Source organism: Pseudomonas sp. UBA3149 (genome assembly GCF_002364655.1).
Lineage (GTDB): Bacteria > Pseudomonadota > Gammaproteobacteria > Pseudomonadales > Pseudomonadaceae > Chryseomonas > Chryseomonas luteola.
Window position 1 is genome coordinate 89,494 of record NZ_DEYV01000010.1, and the last position, 21,194, is coordinate 110,687.

Below are 21,194 nucleotides of genomic sequence, written 5' to 3' on the forward strand. Positions count from 1 at the left end.
ACTACTCCTTATTTACCGAGCTCTTCCGCCAGCTCGGCCGAGCGGCGTGCAGCCGCTGAAAGTGCTTGTTGAACGAGGGCTTCGAAGCCGCCCTCCTGAAAGGTCTTGATGGCCTGTTCGGTAGTGCCGCCAAGTGAAGTGACGCGGCGGCGCAGTTCGGCCGGTGACGCCTCGCTGTTCAAGGCCATCTGGGCAGCGCCAAGGGCTGTCTGCAGGGTCAGCCGTGCTGATGTCTCCCTGTCCAGGCCAAGTGCTTCACCGGCCTGGGTCATGGCTTCCATCATCAGGAAGAAATACGCTGGGCCGCTGCCTGATACTGCCGTTACGGCATCCAGTTGCTTTTCGTCTTCTACCCAGACGGTAAGGCCTACGGCAGACAGTAACTGCTCAGCCTGATCGCGCTGGGTTGATGACACATGCTCGTTGGCATACAGGCCGCTGGCACCCTGGCGAAGCAGTGCCGGGGTGTTAGGCATGCAGCGCACCAGGGCACGCTCGCCTAGCCATTGAGTCAGGCTGGCACAGGTGATTCCAGCTGCAACAGAAACGATCAGCTGAGTGCCGTTAAGTGCGCTGGAGAGCTCCTCACAGACGCTTTTCATGACCTGTGGCTTGACCGACAGGACAATTACATCAGCCTGTTGGGCAGCCTCAAGGTTAGACGTGAATGTCTGAATCCCATGGTCAGACTCAAGCGCTGAGCGTTGTGCAGCGTCAGGATTGCTTGCAGTAATGCAGCTGGCCGGCAGTCCCTGTGCGAGAAGACCTCCAATCAGACTGGCCGCCATATTTCCGGCGCCGATAAAGGCGATGCGGGTATCGCTCATAGGTAAATTCCTTAATGAGAAGCAGGCGAAGGGGTTGCGCTGTAATGTCTGACACCAAACAGTGCTGTACCGATTCGAACCCAGGTCGCGCCCTCAGCAATCGCTGCTTCCAAGTCGTGGCTCATGCCCATGGACAGGGTATCAAGATTCAGGTTCAGCGCCTCGCTGAGTTTTCGTAGGGATGAAAAGGCAGCATGCTGCGCCTCAGGTTCCGTAGCGGCTTCTGGTATAGCCATCAGCCCACGTAAGACGAGGTTGGGCAGCTGAGCAACGGCACGGGCCAGCTCAGGCAGTTCTTCTGGCAAACATCCTGACTTGCTGGCCTCACCACTGATATTGACCTGTAGGCAAATATTGAGCGGGAGCATGTCCTTTGGGCGTTGCTCGGAAAGCCGCTGGGCGATTTTCAGGCGATCAACGGAATGCACCCAATCGAAATGGCTAGCGATCGAGCGTGTCTTATTGGATTGAATCGGGCCGATGAAATGCCAGATCAAGGGTAGATCTTTTAGCATCTCCTGCTTCTGGATCGCTTCTTGCAGGTAGTTCTCGCCAAAATGTTGTAACCCGCAGTTGTAAGCTTCGCGTAGATCCGATGCCGGTTTGGTCTTGCTGACGGCAAGTAGACCAACGGTCTCAGGGTCACGACCACAAGCCTGCGCTGCGGCTTGGATACGGGTGCGTACTGTTGCGATATTTTCAGCTATCGTTGACATTCAACCTCGTTCTCTAAATACCGCTGCTGATAAGGCGGCATTCTACCTGCTTGTTTGTATTAAGGGAGTCTTCATGGATATCACGGAACTGCTGGCGTTTTGTGCCAGACAGGGTGCATCCGACCTACACCTTTCCTCCGGTTTGCCACCCATGATCCGTGTCGACGGCGATGTTCGACGCATCAACCTGCCCGCTTTCAACGACAAGCAGGTGCATGCGCTCATCTACGACATCATGAATGACAAGCAGCGCAAGGATTATGAAGAATTCCTTGAAACCGACTTTTCGTTCGAGGTGCCAGGCATTGCGCGCTTCCGTGTCAATGCCTTCAACCAGAACCGTGGACCGGGTGCCGTGTTCCGTACTATTCCCTCTAAAGTGCTTTCGATGGAAGAGCTGGGAATGGGCGATGTGTTTCGCAAGATAACCGATGTTCCTCGCGGTCTGGTGTTGGTCACCGGTCCTACAGGCTCCGGCAAGTCAACGACGCTGGCGGCCATGCTGGATTACCTGAATAACACCAAGTATCACCATATCCTGACTATCGAAGACCCGATCGAATTCGTTCACGAGTCCAAGAAATGCCTGGTCAACCAGCGGGAAGTGCACCGCGATACTCTAGGCTTCTCGGAGGCATTGCGCTCTGCGCTGCGTGAGGACCCGGATATCATTCTGGTCGGTGAGTTGCGTGACCTTGAAACGATCCGGCTGGCGTTGACCGCTGCGGAAACCGGACACTTGGTATTTGGTACGCTGCACACCACATCGGCCGCCAAAACGATCGACCGTATCGTGGACGTTTTCCCGGCCGAAGAAAAATCCATGGTTCGCTCGATGTTGTCCGAGTCGCTGCAGGCCGTTATCTCTCAGACCCTTGTCAAGAAGGTCGGCGGGGGCCGTGTGGCTGCCCATGAAATCATGATTGGGACGCCTGCGATCCGCAACCTCATTCGTGAAGACAAAGTGGCGCAGATGTACTCTGCCATCCAGACAGGTGGTGGTCTTGGAATGCAAACGCTGGATATGTGCCTGAAAAACCTGCTGGCGAAGGGGTTGATCAGTCGCGACAGCGCTCGTGAGAAAGCCAAGATTCCGGAGAACTTCTGATGGAATTCGAAAAGCTGCTGCGGCTGATGGTCGAAAAGGGCGGCTCCGATCTGTTCATTACAACTGGTGTTCCACCGTCCATGAAGGTGAACGGTCGTGTTCTGCCGGTAACCAAGGAGCCGCTTTCGCCTGATCAGGCTCGGGAAGTGGTTCTTGGCGTCATGAATGAACAGCAGAGAGCGGAGTTCGCCGAGAAGCATGAATGCAATTTTGCGATCAGCTCCAGAGGGGTGGGGCGCTTTCGGGTAAGTGCGTTCTATCAGCGTAACCTGGTGGGCATGGTGCTTCGGCGTATCGAGGTAAACATCCCTACGCTTGATCAGTTGCGTCTGCCCGAGGCATTGAAAAAACTGTCCATGACCAAGCGTGGCCTGGTGCTGTTCGTCGGGGCAACCGGCACGGGCAAATCCACGTCGCTAGCTGCCATGATTGGTCACCGCAACAAGAACTCCACTGGCCATATCATCTCGATCGAAGACCCTATCGAATACATTCACCAGCACCAGAACTGCATTGTGACGCAGCGGGAAGTGGGCCTGGATACGGAGTCTTTTGAGGTCGCGCTGAAGAACACGCTTCGTCAGGCACCTGATGTCATCATGATCGGCGAGGTACGTACTCGGGAAACCATGGAGTATGCGGTGGCATTCGCCGAGACCGGCCACCTGTGTTTGGCAACGTTACACGCTAACAATGCGAACCAGGCGTTGGAGCGGATCATCCACTTTTTCCCGGCTGATCGGCATCAGCAGATATGGATGGACCTTTCGCTCAACCTCAAGGCCATTGTGGCTCAACAGCTGGTTCCCACGATTGATGGTAAGGGCCGTAGGGCGGTTATCGAAGTGTTGATCAACACGCCGTTGGCGGCAGACCTGATTCGGAAGGGAGAGGTGCATGAGCTCAAGCCGCTCATGAAGCGCTCGACGGAATTGGGCATGCAAACGTTCGATCAGGCCTTGTACCAGTTGTATCGCGACGGTGAGATCAGCTACGAAGATGCGTTGGCGCATGCGGACTCTGCCAATGATCTGCGCTTGATGATCAAGCTGGGCTCCGAAACCGATGCGGATCATTTGACTAACATTACTCAAGGACTCTCCCTGGATATGGGCGAGGACAGCAAGCGTTTCCGATAACCTTTAAGGCTCAAGTAGCTGCCTGGCCTGTACCAGGGCTGCGATAAGCGCTGCTTGGGCCTGTCTCTGCCTGGCTTCCTCGGGTACGCGCAGAACATAGGATGGGTGATACGTGACGATCAGCCACCGCCCCTGCCACTGTGTAACACGACCCATATACTCACTCAATGAGCCTGGTTTTCTGTGCATCAGGGACTCCAGTGCGGTAGCCCCTAATGCAACAATGACGTCCGGCTTGATGGTATCCAGCTCGTTCTCAAGCCAATGGCGGCACGGGGCGATCTCAACGGTAGGGGTAACATGTTTACGTCGACGTCCCTGTGGCGTCCACTTGAAATGCTTGACGGCATTGGTCAGATAGAGCGATTCCCGCTGTAGGCCTGCCTCTCGAATAGCTCGATCAAGCACCTGTCCAGCCGGCCCTATGAAAGGGCGGCCTTGCAGATCTTCCTGATCGCCGGGCTGCTCGCCTATCAGGAAAAGCCTCGCATTGAGAGGTCCCTCGCCTGGAACGGCTTGAGTGGCGCGCTGCCAGAGCGGACAGCGACGGCAGGTTTCCAGGGTGCTTGGTTGTTCGCGTACCGGTAATACCTCAGCAGCTGATACGGGTACCGTTTTTCCTGTCTGTTCGCTTACGCTTTTTGCTTGGGCCGTTCGCTGCGTACCGGTGCGCGCCTCGCTAAGCAGTGTGGGGATCAACGGTCCCTCCGGCAGGTCTTTCCAGAATCGCCTGGGCATATGTCCCGTCATGACCTTGGGGTTGGCGCGGGCGGGATTGAATGTGCTTGCGTAATAAGCCATCCAGAGGCGCTCGCCATCATCACGTTGCTGTTTAGCAAGCGCTTCCAGTCCTGTGGGGCAGGGGGCCTCGAGCGTTAATGTCTTTCCATCCCATAATGCGGCTGCCTCCGGTGTGGCGATCAGCCAGGAGGTATTCCCCATCCGGTTGCAGAAATGAGGGGCGGCCAGCGCCAACACATCATGAGCCGGCTCATGCCACGCAACGTAGTGGGGGTTACCCGCATGCTCGCCCCGCTGTTTAAAGCGTAGGAAAGCATGTAAATGATGAATTTCTCGCCTGACTGCCTTGGCCCAACGGTGCAATTCGCTACCATCCTCGTCACCGGCCAGCATCGCTGCTTGATCACCCCGTATGACTCGCCACAGGACACGGTATAGCAGTGCCCAACGCTGGGGATGTCGATAACAGGCTGCCAAGTTCAATAAGTCTGCAAGTTGCCTGGGTACTCGGATAGTTGATGAGGCCGTTTCCAATGGCTGTGCATCTGCGGTAGCAAACAAATCATTTGATAGAGGCTCGGTTTGCCAACTGATTTCATGGGGCGCTATGTCCTGCTCTAGCAACTTTCTGGCTACGCGCCGCCAACCTGCAAACGAGCCGTCAAAGGAAACAGTGCGCATAGTCACCAGAGCGCCAATTGGGCAGGCTTTTCACTGAGCTGAGTACGAAGGTGCAAGGACTCAGCAAGCATGGAGCTGGGACGGTAATCGTGAACAATGATGAACGGCCTGGCTTTTTCCAGGCTGCAACGAAGACGAATGAGATCTGCATAGCGGATACGCCGTTGCTGTCTTAATGTCACGAGGCGCTTGGCTGACAGCATCCCAATGCCTGGAACCCGAGCAATTAACGCAGGCTCCGCCTGATTGAGATCGAGGGGAAAAGTGTCACGGTTACTCAGAGCCCAAGCAAGCTTAGGATCAATATCCAGCGGGAGATTTCCACCTTCCGTTGGTAATTCCGTGGCCGTAAAACCGTAACCTCTAATAAGAAAATCTGCTTGATAAAGTCGATGTTCGCGCAATAAAGGCGGAGGTATGAGAGGTACGGAGTTCGGACTATCCGGGATGGGGCTGAACGCCGAATAGTACACGCGTTTCAGCTGATAGGCGCCGTACAGGGTTTGCGCGGTATCCAGTATGGTCCGGTCATCAGTAGCATCAGCGCCTACGATCATCTGCGTACTCTGCCCAGCCGGTGCAAAGCGTGGCGCATTCTTTTCAGCGGCGGTTTCCTCCAGACCAAGACGGATCGTGCCCATGGCTTTTTTGATGCTGCGAACCTCCTTTTCAGGAGCAAGACGTGTCAGGCCCGATTCGGTAGGCAGTTCGATATTGACTGAAAGACGATCGGCATAAAGCCCTGCCTTGGCGATTAGTAAGGGATCTGCATCAGGAATGGTCTTTAGATGAATATAACCTCGAAACTGATGCTCCTCGCGCAGTAACTGAGCCACTCGGATCAGCTGCTCCGTCGTATAGTCTGCCGAGCGGATAATTCCTGAGCTCAAGAAGAGACCGCTGATGGTATTGCGCCGATAAAAATCGAGCGTAAGTTTTACAACTTCTTCCGGCGTGAAACGGGCGCGGGGGACATTGCTGGACCTACGATTGACACAGTATTGGCAGTCGTAGAGGCAAAAGTTGGTCAGTAAGATTTTAAGCAGGGAGACGCAACGGCCATCGGGCGTAAAGCTGTGGCAAATACCCATGCCATCTGTGGCGCCTAGACCATCCTTACCCTTGGATGAGCGCTTGGGTGCTCCACTACTGGCACATGACACGTCATATTTGGCGGCGTCAGCCAAAACGATGAGTTTGTCGGTCAACTCCATGAAGCAGCCCTTTATACTGTATATGTGCACAGTATAAAGGGCTGCAGAAAGTCTTCAACCGCTTCTGCTCAACGGTGGGCTTACGGTAGCGCTATCGTTAGGACTTGTGGGGATTAGGCGCACTACGTGGGCGGACCTGCTGTTCACTCGTGGCGACCATCTGGGGAAGAACACGCTTGGCTGAGGCGAAACGCGTTTTCCAGTAGGGGCGGCTGAGATGATCAATTCGTACGCTTTCTCCACGACGAGGTGCATGGATAAAGCGGTCATGGCCCATATAAATCGCAACATGGTCAACATTGCGGCCATGTATCTTGAAAAAGATCAAATCGCCAGGTTTTAGATCCTTTTTTCCAACCTTCATGCCATCCATGCGAGCCAGCTCCTGAGAGGTACGAGGTAGCTCAAGATTCTGGACGTCACGGTATACATAATTCACGAGTCCGCTGCAGTCAAAACCATGCTTAGGTGTTGTGCCGCCCCAACGGTAGGGTGTCCCTAGTACATCGATTGCGCGGTTGACTACTTTGGTGCTTTCCTTGGCCGCAGCATGCTGAGCGGCAGCATGTGCTTGCACAATGGTTCCCGCCTTGGGCTTGGCAGGAGCATAAACATGTTGTGTACGTGCCTTGGGTTTATTGGCACGTGGTGCTGACTTGGCATGAGCCGGAGCGGCAGCGCGAGCACTAACGGCTTCTTTGGCCTGGACTGCCGTCACAGGCAGTACCAAACAGGCTGATAGCCAGGTAATGAGTAAAGAGCGCATTGTCGACGGACCTGATAATCAAAATCGCGCAACTTTATATCAGATCGATAGTTTTATTTCCGCTCCGCCGGTCGAGATATTTATCAAAAATCAGCGGTTCATGTCGCAAAAGGTTTCTATACCAGTTGGAATCACTGGCAGAATGACCAGTGAAATCAAAAAATCTTGCTTATGAAGCAGACATTACCGCTCTGTGACTGAGGTTGTCATGAAGTACCAAAACGATACGCATAGCAAAGTGCTTGGATACCTGTTGTGGATTTTTGGCTTTTTGGGTGCTCATCGCTTTTATTACGGAAAGCCAGTTACCGGCACCATTTGGTTTTTTACGCTAGGCCTTCTAGGGATTGGCTGGCTGATCGACCTGTTTCTGATCCCCAGCATGGATCGTGAGGCAGATATGCGGTTCCAGGGCGGTCGCGTCAATTACAGCATTGCGTGGATACTGTTGACGTTTCTGGGCATTTTTGGCGTCCATCGGTTGTACATGGGTAAATGGATTACGGCCATTCTGTACTTCTTTACCGGCGGATTTTTCCTGTTGGGTGTGCTGTACGATTTCTGGACGCTGAACGATCAGGTCTCCATCGAGAATCGGCAGAAAGGAGGCGGTATTCTAGGGTAGGGATGAGCGAACCCGCTGTACACAGCGGGTTCGCTGGTTTCAGGCCTGATACGTTGTCTTGCCTGCAACCAGTGTATGGCGAACCCTTCCTGGCAGCTCTACGTCCATGAATGGCGTATTGCGCCCGCGTGAAAGCCAGGGCTTGCCTACGGTGGTACGCTCTTCGAGCGAGAAGAGGACGATATCGGCTGGAGTACCTACTGATAACTGACCGGCAGGCAGATCCAATACAGAGGCAGGGCCACTTGTTAGCCTGTGAAGGGCAGTCGATAAATCCAGTAATCCTTCTTCTACAAGCTTCAGGGTCAGAGGTAACAACAGTTCTGCACTGCTGATACCGGGCTCGGTGGCTGCGAAAGGCGCAAGCTTCGCATCTTCTTCATGCGGCTGGTGATGACTGGCAATGGCCTGTACTACGCCGCTTCGTACTGCTTCACGCAACGCCTGCCTGTCTCGCTCAGTGCGAAGAGGCGGCTGCACATGGTAAAAACTGGAAAACCCTTCAAGCCGTTCATCAGTAAGGAACAGTTGATACAACGCTACATCGGCGGTGACAGGGAGCCCCCGTGCCTGCGCTTCAGCGACCATCTCGATTCCACGGGCGCTGGTCAGCTGGCTAAAGTGTGCTCGTACGCCGCTTTGCTCAACCAGAAGAAGGTTTTGGGATAGGGCAACGGTTTCAGCTGTCTCTGGTATGCCAGCAAGACCTAGGAAGCTAGCGGTAGGGCCCTCATGAGCCAGCCCGCCTTCTGCTAGATCAGCATCCTGAGACGTAAAGATAACCTTCAAATTAAAGGTCGCTGCGTACTCCAGTGCTCGCCGAAGCGTGCGCATGCCTGCCATGGGGGCCAGCCCATTGGTAAAGGCTACACAGCCTGCACTGTGCAATGTAACGAGTTCGGCAAGTTGCTCTCCGGCCAACCCTTTTGTCAGGGCACCAACAGGAAAGACACGCGCTTTACCTGCCGCTTGCGCACGATCCAGAATGAGTTCGGTGACCGCAGTAGTATCCAGTACGGGCTTGGTAGACGGCGGACAACACAGGCTGGTTGTACCACCTGCTGCCGCTGCCTGCGTTTCGCTTTCTATAGTGCCTTTTCGGGTATGGCCTGGTTCGCGGAGCGACACATTCAGATCAACAAGGCCGGGAGCTGCTATCAGTCCAGAGGCATCAATTACAGTTTCTGCCTTGAAACCAACAGGGGCTTCACCCAAGGCAATGATATTGCCTTGGGAAACGTGAATATCGGTTATTTGATCGAGGCGGGTGGCGGGATCTATTACCCGCGCCTTGATAATGCTCAGAGTCACTTAGATATTCTCCTGCTCAAGTTGACGCTGGGCCGTTTGCCCGCTCATTGCCATGGATAGAACAGCCATACGTACGGCAATGCCGTAGGTCACCTGATTGAGAATCACAGATTGACTCCCGTCAGCGACGGCCGACTCTATTTCCACTCCACGGTTGATCGGTCCGGGGTGCATGACAATTGCGTCTGGTTTAGCCTGAGCCAGGCGTTGTGTGGTCAGTCCGAACAGCTTGTAATACTCGCCTTCGCTGGGCAGTAGCCCACCCTGCATCCGTTCGCGTTGAAGACGCAGCATGATGACTACATCCACATCTTTCAGTCCGGCCGTCATGTCCGTAAACGTTTTTACGCCATAACTATCTTCAAGGCCGATGGGCAGGAGCGTGCGTGGTGCGACGACGCGAATGTCCTGGCATCCCAGAGTCCGTAGCGCCAGCATATTCGAGCGCGCCACGCGGGAGTGCAAGATGTCGCCAACAATCGCTACAGACAGTTTTTCGAAATCACCTTTGTGACGGCGAATGGTGAGCATATCGAGCATGCCCTGTGTGGGGTGTGCATGACGACCGTCGCCGCCATTGATGATTGCTACCTGTGGACAAACATGCTCGGCAATAAAATGGGCAGCGCCGGAGTCGGCATGTCTGACTACGAACATGTCCGCCGCCATAGCTTCCAGGTTTCGTAAGGTATCGAACAGTGTTTCGCCTTTGCTGGTCGAGGAAGTCGAAACGTTCAGTGTGATGACATCGGCAGAAAGCCGCTTGGCCGCCAGCTCGAAAGTGGTTCGAGTCCGGGTTGAGTTTTCAAAGAAAACATTGCATACCGTTTTGCCGCGCAACAAGGGTACTTTCTTGACTGCGCGTGCGCCTACCTCAAGAAAGGAGTCTGCCGTATCAAGCAGTTCGGTCAGCAGAGGGCGAGGTAAGTCATCCAGGGAAAGAAAATGGCGCAACTGACCATTGGCATTCAGTTGCAAGGAACGCGTAGCGTTGGTCATGGCGGTAAGCCTTGAGTGTCAAATAGCAGAAGAAAGGGCTTTTCGTTCAAAGGCCAGGGGAGTAGGCCCTGTCAGCTTGATGCGCTCATCCGGACCCAAGGGAAGCGTTTGACCAACGATGTCGGGGCGAATAGGAAGTTCGCGTGCCTCCAGATCCAATAGGCAGACGAGGGTCACGCTGGCTGGGCGGCCATAATCGAACAATTCATTCAATGCCGCACGAATGGTGCGCCCGGTCATAAGCACATCGTCAACCAGAACAAGGTGCCTGCCTTCTATTTCAAAGGGGAGGGCAGAGGGTTGTACCTGTGGATGCAACCCATTCTGAGTAAAGTCATCCCGATAGAATGAAACATCCAGGGTGCCTAGGGGCCATTCATTTTGAAGAGCATCCAGTAGCGCTTGAGCAACCCAGACACCTCCGGTTCGGATTCCCACCAAGCAGGGTTCGCTAATACCCTTGCGCTCAAGGTGGCGAGTCAATTGATCCGCCATTTGCGGAATTAGATCGGTAGGATTCGGGGTGCTCATGCATTCTCCTGCGGAGGCTCGGGTTTGACCGTCTCGGCTTGGGCAGTAAGCCAGCCTTCAAGGAGCATGGCAGCGGCCAAGGCGTCGACAGGGCGTTCACGGTAACCATCACGCTGGCCTTGGGCAAGACGTACACCCTTGGCTTCGTATGTGGTCAGGCGCTCATCGTGGGTGTAAACAGGTAGATTGAATCGACCATTGAGGCGTCGTGCGAATTTCTCCGCACGTGTACTCATCTCGCTAGACGTACCGTCCATATTCAATGGAAGGCCCACTACCAGCGCATCGGGTTGCCACTCTTTAAGCAGGCTCTCAACCTTCGACCAGTCCGGCACACCATTTTGTGCTTTGAGAATGCATAGCTCTCGAGCTTGGCCTGTTACAGGCTGGCCCACCGCAACGCCTATCTGGCGCGTGCCGTAGTCAAATCCCAGTACCAGCTTAAATGAGGAAATCATTCAGGCATGACCCGATTGGCTGGTCAATAAGGATAGGTTGATACCTAGCTGGGCCGCTGCTGCTTTCAAACGAAGCTCACTGGGAACATCGAACAGAATGGATGGATCGGCCTCGCAGGTAAGCCAGGCATTTTCAGCCAGCTCGACTTCAAGCTGGCCTGCTTCCCACCCGGCGTAGCCCAAGGCAATCAGGTGCTGCTCGGGCCCGTGGCCATCGGCTATGGAAAACAAGATGTCCTGAGAGGTGGAAAGTGCCAGCTCACCCAGCTCCAGTGTTGCCTGGAATTGCGGGCCGGATGGATGAAGAACAAAGCCGCGCTCGACTTGCACTGGTCCGCCGTTATAAATGGCAGTGCTTCTCGAGGAAAGCGGCGGCTCTTCATCAGGGCGCAGCTGTTCCAGAACATCTTCCAGATTTAATGCGCTGGGCTTGTTGATGATGATGCCCATGGCACCATCCTCGCCGTGCTCAACCAGATAGATGAGCGTCTGGGCAAAGTTGGAGTCCGCCATGTGCGGCATGGCGATCAAAAGATGGTTTTTGAGGTATTGCGGAGTGCTAGCGTTCATGCTGCTAGTTTCTAGCTTCACGTAGGAAGCTTCAAGCCTAACTCAACAACATTATTGGCTGGCGAGTCGGTCTCCACGCTCAAAGCGCCATGTCCGTATGATTTCAAGCCTGTCGATATCGCTGAGGTCTCCGCTAAACGGTGCAAATGGCGCAGCCAGGCGCACAATGCGCAGGGCGGCCTGATCAAGCACGGTCTGTCCAGAGGACTCGAGGATTTGAACCTCGTAAAGCGAGCCGTCTCGGTTGATAGAGACCAGCAGACGAAGACTTCCGTAAAGTCGTTCTCGGCGGGCTTGTTCTGGATAGTTCAGGTTGCCGACGCGTTCGATCTTCTTGCGCCAGTCTTCCTTGTACCAGGCGCCTTTGTCCTTCATGGTAGAGGCTGCATTGATCCGGTAGATCTTTGGCCGCTTGGCATACTGCTGACGCTCCTGGGAAAGCTGGGCCTCAAGGCTGGCTATTTCGCTTGAGATCTGAGAGTTATCAAAGTGAGGTGTTTCTCGGGCGACAGCTTCAGGCTCGGGTTTTTCTTTCCGGGTAGATGCCTTATCCTGGCGTGCCGACTTGGTCGTGACGGCGGCCTTAGGGGTCTTGGGTTCAGTGGTTTGCCGAGGGGAAGTCGGCTTGACGGCAGGCTTTATCTCGCTGTCTTTGAATGGCACCTCTTCTGTAGTGCTGGGGGCCAGTGCCTTATCAAGCGTGCCGCTACCCTGCTGATTTTCCTGGGCCAGAAAATCCGCTTTCTCCGGCGCCCTGTCGCTCTTGAATGAGGCGAGTGTAATCTCAAGGGACTTGCTGACTTCACTAGGTTCCGGCATAGAAAAGCCCAAACCCAAAATCAGAACGACATGAACCAGTGCCGCTATAAAGAGGGTAAAGCCAAGACGGTCTGCAGGGCGAACGGCAGAGGCGGCAGGCAGCGTATTTGGGATAGCGGCATTCATGATGAGTAGTTGAGATTACGCTATGAGAAAACTGCTAACCGGCAGGACGATCCTGTCGTGCCGGTTGATGACTATTTGAGGAAGTCTGAAGAGAGTTGGGACAAATGTCTATCGTCCAGGTCTCATCGCCACCTTCTTTTCGATGACATCCATCAGCCGCTCAGCGATGCGGGTATCGTAGGCGTTATCAATTTCCCGAATACAGGTAGGGCTGGTCACGTTGATTTCCGTCAGATGCTCGCCAATTACATCCAGTCCTACAAATAGTAGGCCACGCTTGCGAAGCTCAGGTCCTACCTTGGCCGCGATTTCTCTGTCCCTGTCAGACAAGGGCTGCGCGACACCCCGGCCACCCGCCGCCAGATTGCCTCGGGTTTCGCCTTGAGCCGGTATTCTGGCAAGGCAGTACTCCACGGGTTCGCCATCGATCATGAGTACACGCTTGTCGCCACTCTTGATAGCCGGTAGGTAGCGCTGCGCAATGATCTGTTGTGTTCCGTGCTGTGTCAGTGTTTCCAGTATGACCGACAGGTTCGGGTCGCCTTCGCGGTGTCTGAAGATGGACGAGCCACCCATTCCATCAAGCGGCTTGAGGATGACGTCCTGATGGGTTTGGGCAAATTCCCGAATCAAGTCGGCACGGCGACTGACCAGTGTAGGGGGTGTCAATTCTGGGAATAAAGTGGCAAAAAATTTCTCATTGCAGTCGCGAAGGCTGGAGGGCTTGTTAACAATCAACGATCCTTCCCGCTCTGCCTGTTCCAACATATAAGTAGCATAGACATACTCATTGTCGAAGGGTGGATCCTTGCGCATCAGAATGACGTCTAAGTCTGCAAGAGGAATGTCCAGCTCATCATGCAGGTCGTACCAGTGTTCAGAATTTTGATGTACCTTCAATAAACGGCAGCGCGCACGAGATTTGCCGTCAAGGTGGTACAGGTCCTGCATCTCCATGTAATGTAGTGTCCATCCACGCGCCTGAGCAGCCCACAACATGGCAAGGGAACTGTCTTTTTTGTAGGCAATATGGGCAATGGGATCCATAACTATCCCGATGCGTATGCTCATTGATCGATTCTCCAAAGCAAACGGTTTGACGGCTCTGATCGGCCGACACTGATGAATGCTCAGAGTGGCGATAGCGCGCTTAGTTATCAAGAAAAACCGGTAGTCCGGTGGTTAATAGATAGACCCTGTAGACTGTGCTAAAAAGATTCGATTTCCAGCCGATAGCTTAAAAGGGCTGGAATGCATTGATAAAGGCGTCATAACTCGCCTATGTGGTGGTAAAGCAAACATGGAACAGTACTCCGAAGGTCTGAAGGTAATGGTAATCGATGATTCGAAAACGATTCGTCGAACCGCCGAGACGCTTCTCAAGAAAGTAGGCTGCGAAGTTATTACTGCCGTCGATGGATTCGATGCGCTCGCAAAAATTGCGGATAACCATCCCAACATCATTTTCGTTGATATCATGATGCCTCGTTTGGACGGTTATCAGACCTGTGCGCTTATCAAGAACAATAGCGCATTCAAATCGACGCCGGTCATCATGCTTTCTTCGCGTGACGGCCTCTTTGACAAGGCTAAGGGTCGGATCGTTGGGTCCGATCAGTACCTGACCAAACCGTTCAGCAAAGAAGAGCTGATCGGCGCAATAAAAAACCATGTGCCTAATTTTACCCCAGTCGAGCATACGTCCTGAGGCGTCTGGTTCGTGGTACTGACCAAGTAGGATTCGAAAATGGCTAGAATTTTGATAGTCGATGATTCACCGACTGAAATGTACAAGCTGACCGCCATGCTGGAAAAGCACGGCCATCAGGTTCTCAAGGCTGAAAACGGTGCTGATGGCGTTGCCTTGGCTCGTCAGGAAAAGCCCGATGTCGTTCTGATGGACATCGTGATGCCCGGTCTGAACGGTTTTCAGGCAACCCGTCAGTTAACCAAGGACAGCGAAACCAGCCAGATCCCTGTCGTTATCGTGACGACCAAGGATCAGGAGACCGACAAGGTCTGGGGCAAGCGTCAAGGTGCGCGTGATTATCTGACGAAGCCGATTGATGAAGACACATTGTTGAAAACCTTGGCTGGTGTACTCAGCGCTTAAGGTCATTCAAGGCAGGATCTTCATATGAATGGAAGCCATACTCCTTATACCCTTTTCGCTCAGATCGATCAGCGATGCCGGGACCTGGCGGCGGGATTGCCTGCTCAGCAGGAGGTGGTGCGCTCATGGAGCGGGGTCGGGTTCCGTATGGGAGGCCGTCTGTTTGTTGCTCCAATGGGGGAGGTGAGTGAAATTCTCCATGAGCCTCGTTATACCCTTTTACCTGGCGTAAAAAACTGGGTGAAGGGTGTAGCCAATGTTCGCGGACGCTTGCTTCCCTTGATGGATCTCAATGGATTTCTGGGCGGCGAGTCATCGTCTGTTCGCGCTCAGCGCCGTGTTCTGGTTGTTGATCACCAGGACATTTATGCTGGACTGATCGTCGATGAAGTGTTTGGTATGCAACATTTTTCAATCACTTCCTTCAGTGAAAAGTCCGCTGCGCCGATAGAAAAGCTAGAGGCTTTCATTCACGGGGTTTTTACCCGGGAATCGGAGTGGTTGGTTTTCAGTCCACACGCACTGGTTCAACACCAGCAGTTTTTAAACGTTGCCGCTTAGCGCACAACGTAACATCAGTATCGCCACGCTTCTCTGTATAAGACATGCAGGCGGACACATCCATGCTGAACGAGAGCCAGTCAAGCTGGCCATCTAATTGCATGGGCAATGGATTGTGGGGCCAAATGAATTGGCTTTATCACAAAGGAATATGCAATAAACCGGTCCAGGCGGGGGCCAGCAATGAAGAAAACGAGTACGGGGAAAACGAGTCCTATGGTCGCCGGCCTTTTTGTCGCGCTGATCATTTCAATTGTTCTGCTTTTCGCAAACTTCGCGTATCTCAGTACGCAAGCCAACCACGATAAGCAATATCTTGAGCATGCGGGTGAGTTGCGTGTTCTCTCACAGCGTATTTCCACCAACGCGAGTGAGGCTGCAACAGGTAAGCCCGAGGCATTCAATCAGCTTAAGGCGGCTCGTAACGAGTTCGAAAGACGCTGGGATATCTTGCGTAACGGTAATGAGCTAGCAGGTTTGCCGCCTTCTTCATTGTCTGTTGCCCCACAAATGGAAGCGGTACAGGCTGAATGGGATCGTGTCCGGAAAAGTGCGGATGACATTACGGCCAGTGAGCAGACCGTACTATCATTGCATCAGCTTGCGACTACGCTTGCCCAGACGATTCCCCAGTTGCAGGTAGAGTATGATGAGATCGTTAACATCCTGCTGGAGCGTAAGGCACCCGCTGAACAAGTAGCGGTCGCGCAACGTCAGTCACTCCTGGCTGAGCGTATTCTCGGTTCGGTTAACAAGGTGCTGGCTGGCGATCAGTCTGCTGTTCAGGCCGCCGATAGTTTCGGTCGTGATGCCAGTATGTTTGGCCGTGTCTTGAACGCGATGCTTGAAGGCAACGCTTCGATGAACATCGCAAAAGTGACTGACCCCGAAGCTGTTAACCGTTTGAATGAGGTTAACGAGCTGTTTGAATTCGTTTCCGGCAACGTGGACGAAATTCTCGGTACGTCTTCTGAACTGCTTGTCGTTCGTGAAGCAGCCAACCAGATTTTTGCCAGTTCACAGCAGCTTTTGACCAAAGCGTCGGATCTGGCGCAAGGTTATGGCAACGTAACGGCTGAGCGACGTATCAACGTCCTCGGTAACTACGTTCTGGGCCTTATCGCGTTGGTATCGATTATTTCAATCGGTCTTATCATTGTAAAAGAAGCACGTCAGCGTCTGGCTGAAACCAATGAAAAGAACCAGCGTAACCAGGCTGCGATTCTTCGCTTGCTTGACGAAATTGCAGACCTTGCCGACGGTGACCTGACCGTAGAGGCAACCGTTACCGAAGACTTTACAGGGGCGATTGCTGACTCGATCAACTACTCGATCGACCAGTTGCGTGACCTGGTTAAAACCATTAACCAGACAGCGGTTCAGGTATCGGCAGCTGCTCAGGAAACTCAGTCAACCGCTATTCATCTGGCGGAGGCTTCCGAGCACCAGGCGCAGGAAATCGCCGGGGCTTCTGCCGCTGTTAACGAAATGGCAGTTTCTATTGACCAGGTATCGGCCAACGCCTCCGAGTCGACTGCGGTAGCAGAGCGCTCTGTATCCATTGCAAACAAGGGCAACCAGGTCGTACATAATACGATCGTGGGCATGGATAACATCCGTGAGCAGATTCAGGATACCTCCAAGCGGATCAAGCGACTGGGTGAATCCTCCCAAGAGATCGGTGACATCGTTAGCTTGATTAACGACATTGCCGACCAGACAAACATTCTGGCCCTTAATGCGGCCATCCAGGCTTCGATGGCCGGTGATGCGGGTCGCGGCTTCGCCGTGGTAGCCGATGAAGTTCAACGTCTTGCTGAGCGTTCCTCTGGCGCAACCAAGCAGATCGAAGCCCTTGTAAAAGCGATTCAGACCGATACCAACGAGGCTGTTATTTCCATGGAGCAAACGACCTCCGAAGTAGTTCGCGGTGCCTCTCTGGCCCAGGACGCGGGTGTGGCGCTCGAGGAAATTGAAAAGGTTTCCAGAGCGTTGGCAGGTCTGATCCAGAACATCTCCAATGCTGCGCGTCAGCAGGCGTCATCTGCAGGTCACATCTCAAACACTATGAACGTCATTCAGGAAATTACTTCGCAAACCTCTGCCGGTACTACCGCTACCGCTCGTAGCATTGGAGACTTGGCGAAGATGGCGAATGAAATGAGACGTTCGGTTTCGGGCTTCAAGCTGCCAGAAGATCAGTCTCCTAGCTAAGTGCACAGCTCGTACGGAGCGGCGAGAGGTATGGACGCTATCGCAACGAATGTCGAGCATCCCCAGGGCTGGAGTTTCCAGCCCTCGATGGAAATGCTGCCAAGCGAATTCATCGCTTGGCAGCATTTGCTTGAGAGTCGTGTCGGGATTGTTATCGACATCGCGAGGCGCCCATTTTTTCAGACCCATTTGACGAGCCGTATGCGAGCGCTGGGTATCAACGATTACGCAGACTACTATCGATATGTAACACGGGGAGTGACGGGCGCAAGGGAATGGGCTGATCTGCTGAATCACTTAACCACGCAGTTCACTCAGTTTTTTCGCCACCTTCCTTCCTTCGAGACGTTGGAGGCTTATTTGAGTCAGCGTATCCAATTGGACAGCGAGGCAACCTTGTCTTTGTGGAGTGTGGGTTGCTCCAGTGGAGAAGAAGCTTACTCAATGGCAATAACGGCCTCAGAGACCTTCCGCAAGGCGGGTTTATCCGAGCGCTACGGTGTCTTTGCTACAGACATTAGTTCACATGCCTTGAGTAACGCTCGTCTTGGAATATATGCCTCTGAGAAAGTTAAGCATTTAGATAGTTCGCTGCTTGATCGCTATTTTTCAAATCATGCAGATGGAACGTTTTCCATAGCTTCCGCTTTGAAAGCTCGCCTGTGTTGCGCGCGATTGAATGTGCTCGAGCTTGGTAGAACACCCATATCTGGCATGGATGTCATTTTCTGTCAAAACCTGCTCATTTATTTTCGTCGGTGGCTTCGTAAGGACATTCTCAATCAGCTTGTCAGCAAGCTGAACCCCGGCGGACTTTTAGTAATTGGCGTGGGAGAGGTCACTGGCTGGAGTCATCCAGACCTGATCCCGGTCGCTGATGAGCGTGTTTTGGCTTTTACCCGCAGGGTAGCTTAACGGTATGAATGGAGTGAATATGGCAGATCGGCACGATTATGTCGCTCTGGAGTGGGTGAAGGGTGAGATTGCCGAAACGCTGAAGCAAGCCCAGCATGCACTTGAAGCTTTCGTTGAGAATCCTCAGGACACTACCCGGATTCGCTTCTGCCTGACCTACATTCACCAGGTCCACGGCACCCTGCAGATGGTCGAGTTCTATGGCGCGGCGCTGCTTGCCGAAGAAATGGAGCGGCTGGCCGAGGTGCTTCAGAACGATCCGGCAGCAGCCCAGAGTGATGCGCTTGAAGTTCTGATGCGAGCCATCTTGCAACTTCCATCCTATCTGGATCGCATTCTCGGTGCCCGTCGCGACCTGCCGATGATGGTGCTGCCGCTTCTGAATGAACTGCGTGCAGTCAGAGGCGAGAAGCCTTTATCCGAGGTTAACTTCTTCTCGCCAGCTTCTCCGCCTCTTGTGCCGCTTCTCGAGCCTGAAGAACTGGCTCGCAGACAAGCAACCGATTGGCCGGTAGTCGTACGCAAACTCCGTCAGGTTTTACAGGTTGCACAAGTCAGCCTGTTCCGTAACCAAGGTGTTGCCAGTCACCTCAATTATCTGACGAAGGTGTTCGAGCGTCTTGAGCATTTATGCGCAGGCAGTCCGCTTGGCGAGTTGTGGCCGATGGCTTCTGCTCTGATTGAAGGACTCAGCGCTGGCGTCTTCGAGAACGATAGCCGCGTACGTGTATTTCTGCGTCGCATCGATAATGAGCTCAAGCGGCTGCTGGCAAGCGGAACAGCGGCACTCAATGTGCCAGCTTCTTATGATCTGACACGCGATCTGCTTTTCTATCTGGGCCAAGCTACAAGCGATACGCCCCGGATCAAGGAAATAAAGGCTCTCTACAAGCTCGAAGAAGCGCTGCAGATTTCAGGGCAGGGTGATACTGGAAACAATGGAAGCATTGGTCCGGATCGCGATGCGATGCGCTCCGTGGTGACAGCTCTGTGCGAAGAGCTGGTGCGCATCAAGGACAGCCTTGATTTGTATGTACGTAGCGACCGTCAGCAGTCTAGCGAGCTGGGCGCACTGCTGCTTCCCTTGAAGCAAATTGCAGACACGTTGGCTGTCCTGGGCTTTGGCCAGCCGCGTCGCGTCATTCTAGATCAGATCGATCAGGTCTCGGCGCTGGCCGCTGGCGATGTGCCCAGTACCGATTCTGCGCTCATGGATATCGCAGGTGCGTTGCTTTATGTCGAGGCAACACTGGCGGGCATGATTGGCGTGACGGATCATGGCGATGATGAGGAGTCTCATCTTCCCACGACAGACGTTGCCCAGGTACATCAGCTTGTCATTAGAGAGGCGCGTAACGGTCTTGAGCAGACCAAAGATGCCATTATCGAATTCATAGCCTCTCAATGGAATCATGAGCATTTGTTGCCGATTCCCCAGTTGCTGACCCAGGTTCGAGGCGGCCTGGGCATGATTCCTCTGGAGCGTGCAGCAGGCCTGGTTGAGGCATGTAATCGCTATATTCAGCAAGAGCTCCTGGCTCGCCAGGTCGTTCCAGACTGGCAGAGCTTGGACACGCTGGCAGATGCTATTACCAGTGTCGAATATTACCTTGAACGTCTCGCTGACGACTCCAATGCACAGCAGGAGCTGATTCTTGATGTAGCAGAGGAGAGCATGGAAACCTTGGGCTATCCCTTGGTATCCAGTTCGACTGATGTGCCTCTGGTTATAGAGGAAATCGCTACAGAGCCGACGCCGGACGCAAGCGCTGACAGCGCTATGAGCGATGCTGATGCAGAGGTTGAAGAGCCTGCCCACGCTGGAGCGGTTGATTCGCTCGAAAGCAGCTCTCCTGAAGCCAGCACCGCTTCTGGTGTTGACGGCCAACAGCAGGACGCTACATCACTTGAGCCGACAGCGGAGGAGGCGCTTTCTCACGAGCCCTCGACAGAGCCAGAACTGCCTGCCGACGCAGCTACCGGTGCCTTGGAAGCCAGGGATGACAAGCAGGAAGCCACCGCGTCTCTGGATGCGTCGCAGCCGACTGAGGCTGAGGCTGAGGCGTTGCCTGAACACATCGATACAGCAACTGACACCTCTCCTGCACCCAGTCATGGCGAAGAGACTGATATGGATCTGGGGGATGTCATGGCCTCCCCTGTGCAGGCTATCAATCCGCCTGCAAAAGAAGTTCCTCCCTCTATTCTTCCTCCTCCTGTTGATGAGGAGCCTGTCGATGAAGATTTGAGAGAAGTCTTCATCGAAGAGGCAGAAGAAGTGCTCGAAACGCTTAACACGTATATTCCCCGCTGGTTGGCTAATGCCTCGGATCGTGAAGCGTTATCTGAGAGCCGTCGAGCCTTCCATACCCTGAAGGGTAGCGGGCGCATGGTGCGCGCCTTGATCATTGGCGAACTCTCATGGGCGGTTGAAAACCTTCTCAACCGTGTCATCGACCACAGTGTAGAAACCTCTGCTGATATTCAGCATGTAGTAAACGAGGTCCTACAGCTACTGCCGCAGCTGATTGATGAGTACGAGCTGAATGCTCAGCGTCAGCGTAACGATGTCGATTACCTTGCAGCGGCGGCTCATGCGCTGGCCCGCGGGCTTCCGATTCCAGACGCGTTTGAGTCTTCTGAACAGGTAGAGCCTGCCTCTGAGGTTGGGCCCGGTTCTCAGGATGAAAATGCTGACGTCGAGGCTCCGGTTACGTCTGTAGACCATGCTGAAGAGCAAGAGCCAGAGCCAGAGCCAGA

Annotated in this window: 21 protein-coding genes; 9 read left to right on the forward strand and 12 right to left on the reverse strand. The window is 53.8% G+C overall.

What is annotated here, in order from left to right; genetic code table 11:
* Positions 1 to 8 precede the first annotated feature (8 nt).
* On the reverse strand, positions 9 to 827 hold the full coding sequence (proC, locus tag B3729_RS06335) for a pyrroline-5-carboxylate reductase (RefSeq protein WP_286787419.1): 819 nt from the start codon (positions 825 to 827) through the stop codon (positions 9 to 11).
* Positions 828 to 838: 11 nt separating this feature from the next.
* Positions 839 to 1,543 carry a YggS family pyridoxal phosphate-dependent enzyme gene (locus tag B3729_RS06340; protein ID WP_286787420.1) on the reverse strand — a complete coding sequence of 235 codons (705 nt, stop codon included), beginning with the start codon at positions 1,541 to 1,543 and terminating at the stop codon, positions 839 to 841.
* A 73-nt stretch (positions 1,544 to 1,616) separates the two neighbouring features.
* On the opposite strand from B3729_RS06340, the gene B3729_RS06345 reads away from it, so the two are divergent.
* Positions 1,617 to 2,651 carry a type IV pilus twitching motility protein PilT gene (locus B3729_RS06345; protein WP_010795402.1) on the forward strand — a complete coding sequence of 345 codons (1,035 nt, stop codon included), beginning with the start codon at positions 1,617 to 1,619 and terminating at the stop codon, positions 2,649 to 2,651.
* Positions 2,651 to 3,790 (forward strand): PilT/PilU family type 4a pilus ATPase, encoded by a 1,140-nt coding sequence (locus tag B3729_RS06350; RefSeq protein ID WP_286787421.1) that lies wholly within the window; start codon positions 2,651 to 2,653, stop codon positions 3,788 to 3,790. The genes B3729_RS06345 and B3729_RS06350 overlap by 1 nt, the downstream gene beginning before the upstream one ends.
* Positions 3,791 to 3,793: 3 nt before the next feature.
* Here B3729_RS06350 and B3729_RS06355 read toward each other — a convergent pair whose 3' ends face one another.
* From B3729_RS06355 to B3729_RS06365, 3 genes are all read right to left on the reverse strand, one after another.
* Positions 3,794 to 5,212 (reverse strand): UdgX family uracil-DNA binding protein, encoded by a 1,419-nt coding sequence (locus tag B3729_RS06355; protein WP_286787691.1) that lies wholly within the window; start codon positions 5,210 to 5,212, stop codon positions 3,794 to 3,796.
* Between the two features lie 2 nt (positions 5,213 to 5,214).
* Positions 5,215 to 6,426, reverse strand: coding sequence for a putative DNA modification/repair radical SAM protein (locus tag B3729_RS06360; protein WP_286787422.1), 1,212 nt, complete (start codon positions 6,424 to 6,426; stop codon positions 5,215 to 5,217).
* Between the two features lie 97 nt (positions 6,427 to 6,523).
* Positions 6,524 to 7,192 (reverse strand): C40 family peptidase, encoded by a 669-nt coding sequence (locus tag B3729_RS06365; protein WP_010795398.1) that lies wholly within the window; start codon positions 7,190 to 7,192, stop codon positions 6,524 to 6,526.
* Between the two features lie 208 nt (positions 7,193 to 7,400).
* Between B3729_RS06365 and B3729_RS06370 the strand changes: the two genes are divergently transcribed.
* Complete coding sequence (locus tag B3729_RS06370) at positions 7,401 to 7,817, forward strand: NINE protein (RefSeq protein ID WP_150346816.1); 417 nt, start codon at positions 7,401 to 7,403, stop codon at positions 7,815 to 7,817.
* A 39-nt stretch (positions 7,818 to 7,856) separates the two neighbouring features.
* Here B3729_RS06370 and B3729_RS06375 read toward each other — a convergent pair whose 3' ends face one another.
* The 7 genes from B3729_RS06375 to gshB form a co-directional block, all read right to left on the reverse strand.
* Positions 7,857 to 9,128 carry a dihydroorotase gene (locus B3729_RS06375; RefSeq protein ID WP_286787423.1) on the reverse strand — a complete coding sequence of 424 codons (1,272 nt, stop codon included), beginning with the start codon at positions 9,126 to 9,128 and terminating at the stop codon, positions 7,857 to 7,859.
* Entirely contained in the window at positions 9,129 to 10,127 is a 999-nt protein-coding gene (locus tag B3729_RS06380) for an aspartate carbamoyltransferase catalytic subunit (protein WP_019364347.1), read from the reverse strand. It lies immediately after the preceding gene.
* 18 nt (positions 10,128 to 10,145) lie between these two features.
* Positions 10,146 to 10,658 (reverse strand): bifunctional pyr operon transcriptional regulator/uracil phosphoribosyltransferase PyrR, encoded by a 513-nt coding sequence (gene pyrR / locus B3729_RS06385; protein ID WP_010795394.1) that lies wholly within the window; start codon positions 10,656 to 10,658, stop codon positions 10,146 to 10,148.
* The gene (ruvX, locus tag B3729_RS06390) at positions 10,655 to 11,116 is read right to left on the reverse strand and encodes a Holliday junction resolvase RuvX (protein WP_019364349.1); all 462 of its coding nucleotides are present in this window, start codon (positions 11,114 to 11,116) and stop codon (positions 10,655 to 10,657) included. Before ruvX ends, pyrR begins: the two co-directional genes overlap by 4 nt.
* A complete protein-coding gene (locus B3729_RS06395) occupies positions 11,117 to 11,686 on the reverse strand; it encodes a YqgE/AlgH family protein (protein WP_150346818.1) in 570 nt (189 codons plus the stop codon).
* A 51-nt stretch (positions 11,687 to 11,737) separates the two neighbouring features.
* Positions 11,738 to 12,631 carry an energy transducer TonB gene (locus tag B3729_RS06400; protein WP_286787424.1) on the reverse strand — a complete coding sequence of 298 codons (894 nt, stop codon included), beginning with the start codon at positions 12,629 to 12,631 and terminating at the stop codon, positions 11,738 to 11,740.
* Between the two features lie 108 nt (positions 12,632 to 12,739).
* Positions 12,740 to 13,702 (reverse strand): glutathione synthase, encoded by a 963-nt coding sequence (gshB, locus tag B3729_RS06405; protein ID WP_010795390.1) that lies wholly within the window; start codon positions 13,700 to 13,702, stop codon positions 12,740 to 12,742.
* A gap of 229 nt (positions 13,703 to 13,931) precedes the next feature.
* On the opposite strand from gshB, the gene pilG reads away from it, so the two are divergent.
* From pilG to B3729_RS06435, 6 genes are all read left to right on the forward strand, one after another.
* A complete protein-coding gene (gene pilG, locus B3729_RS06410; protein WP_010795389.1) occupies positions 13,932 to 14,339 on the forward strand; it encodes a twitching motility response regulator PilG in 408 nt (135 codons plus the stop codon).
* A gap of 39 nt (positions 14,340 to 14,378) precedes the next feature.
* The gene (gene pilH / locus B3729_RS06415; RefSeq protein WP_010795388.1) at positions 14,379 to 14,744 is read left to right on the forward strand and encodes a twitching motility response regulator PilH; all 366 of its coding nucleotides are present in this window, start codon (positions 14,379 to 14,381) and stop codon (positions 14,742 to 14,744) included.
* A gap of 24 nt (positions 14,745 to 14,768) precedes the next feature.
* Positions 14,769 to 15,305, forward strand: a complete 537-nt coding sequence (locus tag B3729_RS06420; RefSeq protein WP_010795387.1) for a chemotaxis protein CheW — start codon at positions 14,769 to 14,771, stop codon at positions 15,303 to 15,305.
* Between the two features lie 183 nt (positions 15,306 to 15,488).
* Positions 15,489 to 17,519, forward strand: a complete 2,031-nt coding sequence (locus tag B3729_RS06425; RefSeq protein ID WP_286787425.1) for a methyl-accepting chemotaxis protein — start codon at positions 15,489 to 15,491, stop codon at positions 17,517 to 17,519.
* A gap of 30 nt (positions 17,520 to 17,549) precedes the next feature.
* Positions 17,550 to 18,434 (forward strand): CheR family methyltransferase, encoded by an 885-nt coding sequence (locus tag B3729_RS06430; protein ID WP_010795385.1) that lies wholly within the window; start codon positions 17,550 to 17,552, stop codon positions 18,432 to 18,434.
* A 19-nt stretch (positions 18,435 to 18,453) separates the two neighbouring features.
* Positions 18,454 to 21,194 (forward strand): Hpt domain-containing protein (locus B3729_RS06435; protein WP_286787426.1); only part of this gene is annotated, 2,741 nt, incomplete at its 3' end.

Bases quoted from the DNA above. Each gene is read 5' to 3' on its own strand.
- proC (WP_286787419.1), bottom strand. From the start codon at position 827: ATGAGCGATACCCGCATCGCCTTTATCGGCGCCGGAAATATGGCGGCC.
- B3729_RS06340 (WP_286787420.1), bottom strand. From the start codon at position 1,543: ATGTCAACGATAGCTGAAAATATCGCAACAGTACGCACCCGTATCCAA.
- B3729_RS06345 (WP_010795402.1), top strand. From the start codon at position 1,617: ATGGATATCACGGAACTGCTGGCGTTTTGTGCCAGACAGGGTGCATCC.
- B3729_RS06350 (WP_286787421.1), top strand. From the start codon at position 2,651: ATGGAATTCGAAAAGCTGCTGCGGCTGATGGTCGAAAAGGGCGGCTCC.
- B3729_RS06355 (WP_286787691.1), bottom strand. From the start codon at position 5,212: ATGCGCACTGTTTCCTTTGACGGCTCGTTTGCAGGTTGGCGGCGCGTA.
- B3729_RS06360 (WP_286787422.1), bottom strand. From the start codon at position 6,426: ATGGAGTTGACCGACAAACTCATCGTTTTGGCTGACGCCGCCAAATAT.
- B3729_RS06365 (WP_010795398.1), bottom strand. From the start codon at position 7,192: ATGCGCTCTTTACTCATTACCTGGCTATCAGCCTGTTTGGTACTGCCT.
- B3729_RS06370 (WP_150346816.1), top strand. From the start codon at position 7,401: ATGAAGTACCAAAACGATACGCATAGCAAAGTGCTTGGATACCTGTTG.
- B3729_RS06380 (WP_019364347.1), bottom strand. From the start codon at position 10,127: ATGACCAACGCTACGCGTTCCTTGCAACTGAATGCCAATGGTCAGTTG.
- pyrR (WP_010795394.1), bottom strand. From the start codon at position 10,658: ATGAGCACCCCGAATCCTACCGATCTAATTCCGCAAATGGCGGATCAA.
- ruvX (WP_019364349.1), bottom strand. From the start codon at position 11,116: ATGATTTCCTCATTTAAGCTGGTACTGGGATTTGACTACGGCACGCGC.
- B3729_RS06395 (WP_150346818.1), bottom strand. From the start codon at position 11,686: ATGAACGCTAGCACTCCGCAATACCTCAAAAACCATCTTTTGATCGCC.
- B3729_RS06400 (WP_286787424.1), bottom strand. From the start codon at position 12,631: ATGAATGCCGCTATCCCAAATACGCTGCCTGCCGCCTCTGCCGTTCGC.
- gshB (WP_010795390.1), bottom strand. From the start codon at position 13,702: ATGAGCATACGCATCGGGATAGTTATGGATCCCATTGCCCATATTGCC.
- pilG (WP_010795389.1), top strand. From the start codon at position 13,932: ATGGAACAGTACTCCGAAGGTCTGAAGGTAATGGTAATCGATGATTCG.
- pilH (WP_010795388.1), top strand. From the start codon at position 14,379: ATGGCTAGAATTTTGATAGTCGATGATTCACCGACTGAAATGTACAAG.
- B3729_RS06420 (WP_010795387.1), top strand. From the start codon at position 14,769: ATGAATGGAAGCCATACTCCTTATACCCTTTTCGCTCAGATCGATCAG.
- B3729_RS06425 (WP_286787425.1), top strand. From the start codon at position 15,489: ATGAAGAAAACGAGTACGGGGAAAACGAGTCCTATGGTCGCCGGCCTT.
- B3729_RS06430 (WP_010795385.1), top strand. From the start codon at position 17,550: ATGGACGCTATCGCAACGAATGTCGAGCATCCCCAGGGCTGGAGTTTC.